Source organism: Lachnoanaerobaculum sp. OBRC5-5 (genome assembly GCF_000296385.1).
Classification (GTDB): Bacteria; Bacillota; Clostridia; order Lachnospirales; family Lachnospiraceae; genus Lachnoanaerobaculum.
Genome location: NZ_JH815187.1, coordinates 1 through 3615, shown reverse-complemented (window position 1 = coordinate 3615; position 3615 = coordinate 1). Strand labels below are relative to the sequence as shown.

The 3615-nt window shown below is 34.0% G+C and carries 2 protein-coding genes; one reads left to right on the top strand and one right to left on the bottom strand.

Annotated elements, in window-relative coordinates; translation table 11 throughout:
• The first annotated feature begins 289 nt into the window (after positions 1-289).
• Positions 290-2047: an IS1634 family transposase gene (locus HMPREF1135_RS13480; RefSeq protein WP_007592098.1), complete on the top strand. Its 1758-nt coding sequence runs from the start codon at positions 290-292 to the stop codon at positions 2045-2047.
• A gap of 123 nt (positions 2048-2170) precedes the next feature.
• Here HMPREF1135_RS13480 and HMPREF1135_RS13475 read toward each other — a convergent pair whose 3' ends face one another.
• Positions 2171-3511, bottom strand: a complete 1341-nt coding sequence (locus HMPREF1135_RS13475; RefSeq protein ID WP_007592096.1) for an FAD-dependent oxidoreductase — start codon at positions 3509-3511, stop codon at positions 2171-2173.
• Positions 3512-3615: the final 104 nt, after the last annotated feature.

Sequence of the window (3615 nt, the reverse complement as noted above, 5' to 3'; positions counted from 1 at the left end):
TTCCTTTCAAATTGATTTTATATTATTATACACCTGATTTTATACAATTGAAATACTTAAAATTAAATAATTAAAATTCTTCATAAACACAATACCCGTCTTCCGTCGAAGTACTATGAAAGTTCCGACGTTTTAAATTTCTAATAAGCTATTTGATTTTACGCAATTCTTTTAGACCCCTTATTTTAAAGGCTTTTCTGCCATAAAAAATATTTAAAAAAAGTTGAAAATTTTTTTTGAGTATGTTATAATCATAGTACTTCATAGTACTTTACTTTTAGAGGTGTTTATGGCTTATTTTTTGAGAAAAGAAAAGAAGAAAAAAGGTACTTATCTTCAGATGTATGAATCATTTTGGGATAAGGATAAAAAGCAACCAAGAACAAAAAATGTAAAATCTTTTGGTTATGTTGAGGATTTGATTTCAGGTGAGATTCCTGATCCTGTTAAATTTTACAGTGACTATGTAAAAGAGCAAAATGAGAATAGAACAAAAGCTCTTTCTGAAGAGTCACGTCCTCGTGCATTTTCCTCCCCTGTTGAACTTAATATAGGGCACTTCTTACTCTACTCATTAATTGATGAGCTTGATGTTAAAGAAACTATTGATATACTTGCTTCTCAAATGCGTTTTCAGTTCTCTGTATTTGACTTAATTACACAACTTATTTATGCAAGAGTTATATCTCCATGCTCTAAGTCAAAGACAGCCTCTCATATATTTCCATACCTTTATGGCAGCTCTACAATCTCTGAAGACCAAGTATATGACGGGTGTTCTTTCATAGGAGAGTCTTATAAAAAGTATATTGATTTATTTAATCACTCTTATGAAAGGTATTATAAAAGGGATCTAAGCAATGTATTTTTTGATTGCACTAATTATTACTTTGAAATTGATATCCCTAGTGATGATAAGCAAAAGGGACCTTCAAAAGAGAATAGGCACTCCCCGATAATAGGGCAAGCTTTACTTTTAGATGCTGATCTCGTACCTGTCTCCATGCAAATGTATCCCGGAAATGAATCGGAAAAGCCGTATATTAGAAAAGTTATTGAAGAAATGAAGCAACGACACAGCGTATCAGGTAAGACAATTCAGGTGGCTGATAAAGGACTTAATTGTGCAAGAAATATTTATGCTGCCGTTAAAGAAGATAATGACGGCTATATATTCTCAAAATCAATACATGGTAAGAATCTAAGTGAAAAGGAAAAGAAATGGGTTCTACTTGAGAATGATACAAATGTCTTTTCTAATTACACTGATGAAAGAGGTAATATATCTTTTCGTCTTAAATCCTGTATTGACAGCTTTGACTACAGCTTTAAAGAGATCGATCCGGAAACAGGAAAAGAGAGTGTTACAAAGTTCTCTGTAAAAGAAAAGCGTATCGTCTCTTATAATCCTAACCTTGCAAAGAAACAAAGACTTGAAATAATGAAAATGGTCGATAAAGCTTCAAAGTTTTCTACATACAAAAATATCGCTAAAGATGAACTTGGAGATTGCGCTAAATATTTAGACATCATAACTAAAGATAGTACAGGCAAGACAATAAAGCCTATAATAGATTTAAATAAATCTAAGATTGATGAAGATCTTAAATATGCAGGATATAACCTTTTAGTGACATCTGAGATAGACATGGAGCCATTACAGGTATATAAGACATACCATAGCCTATGGAAAATCGAGGAATCTTTTAGACTTACAAAATCATACCTGGATGCCAGGCCTGTTTATTTACAGAAAAAAGAAACAATCTACGGGCATTTTTTGATATGCTACCTTAGTTTGTTTCTTTTAAGAGTATTAGAAATCAAGTGCTTCAAGAATAAAATAAACTCTTATGACTTGATTAACTTTATGCGTGATTTTAGAGTGGTAAATAAAGGTGATAATACATATATCAATATATCAAGATACCAGTCCGTTAACGAAAAGGTTAAAAAACTGGTTGGTTTTAGTAACCTTGATGCCCTCTATTTAACCAAAGCTGAAGTCGACAATTTCTTTCAAAACTGCATGCTCTTGGATGCCTAGAGTACTAGGTTTTGAGAGAAACGACGGAAGTCAGGTATCATAAGATTTTATTAAAATCAAGATTTTTAAATAAAAAAACGGCAGCAAGTAAAAAAAGTGTCAACTTGATACCGTTTTATTATTTTACATTGCAAATAAGTCGTTTAGACTCTCTGACATTGTAGGATGTGTAAATATAAAGTTTGCAATGTCCTTTGCTTTGATACCATGATCCATTGCCAGTTTTATAAAGTTAATCATCTCATAAGACTCTTCACAGAAAAGCTCAGCACCCAAAATTGTGCCGTCAGCAGTAACTAAAGCTTTTAACAGTCCGTCGGTCTTTCTTAAAACCTTAGCCTTAGGAATTGCATTGGCACTGAGGCTTAAAACTTTGTATTCAATTCCGGCAGCCTTTGCATCTCTTTCACTCATTCCCACTCTTGAGAACGGAGGATTTATAAATACAGAATAAGAGAATGCTCCTCTGTTCTCAGTAGTTCTCTTATCCTCTCCCATTATTTCATCCCATATGATTCTGCTGTCATCAAGTGAAATATATGTAAACTGAAGCTTACCGCAGACATCTCCTGCCGCCCAGATATTATCCGCACTTGTTTTTAAATGCTCATCTGTAACTACGCCACCTCTGTCAGTAAGCTTAACTCCGGCATTTTCGCATCCAAGGCCGTCTGTATTCGGTCTACGACCTACAGCAAGTAAAATTGCATCAGATTCCAAAGTCTTTACCTCTCCTACAACCTCATAATATAATTTTCCTTCTTCGGATTTGGTCACCTTTGCGCCCGTAACTATCTCTACAGACTTCGCCTCCAATACTTCACGGATTGCCTTAGCAATATCCTCGTCTTCTCTAGGTAAGAATACATCACCGTCTTGAACTACAGTTACCTTGCTTCCGAAATCTGCATACATAGATGCAAACTCAAGCCCTATATAACCACCACCTACTATAGTAAGTCTTTTCGGTAACTCCTCAAGATTCATAATAGACTCTGATGTATATACGCCTTTACTGTCGACTCCTTCAATCTTCGGTATTACAGTAACAGAACCTGTATTGATAATAAACTTCTCAGCCTCAATTTCCACATTTCCGTCTTTAGTTGAAACAATAATATGATGATTATCCTTAAATGATGCTGTTCCGTCAATTATCTCCACACCCGCGCTTGCTATCTTATCGTAATTTGCCTTATTTAGAGCTGCTGTAAGTTTCTTCTTTTCAGCAACCGTCTCCTTATAATGCTGTGCTTTTTCCTCAAACCCTCCTTTTGGAGTTCTTAACGCATCAGTTATAAGCCTTTTTGAAGGAATACAACCTACATTAATGCAGGTACCTCCATACATATTTTTATCTTTCTCAATTAAAGCAACACTTTTACCGGATTTACTAAACTTCGCAGCAAGTGTCTTTCCTGCTTTACCGAAACCGATAACAACTATATCATAATTAGCTTTCATAAGCTTTACTTCCTTTCAAATTGATTTTATATTATTATACACCTGATTTTATACAATTGAAATACTTAAAATTAAATAATTAAAATTCTTCATAAACACAATAC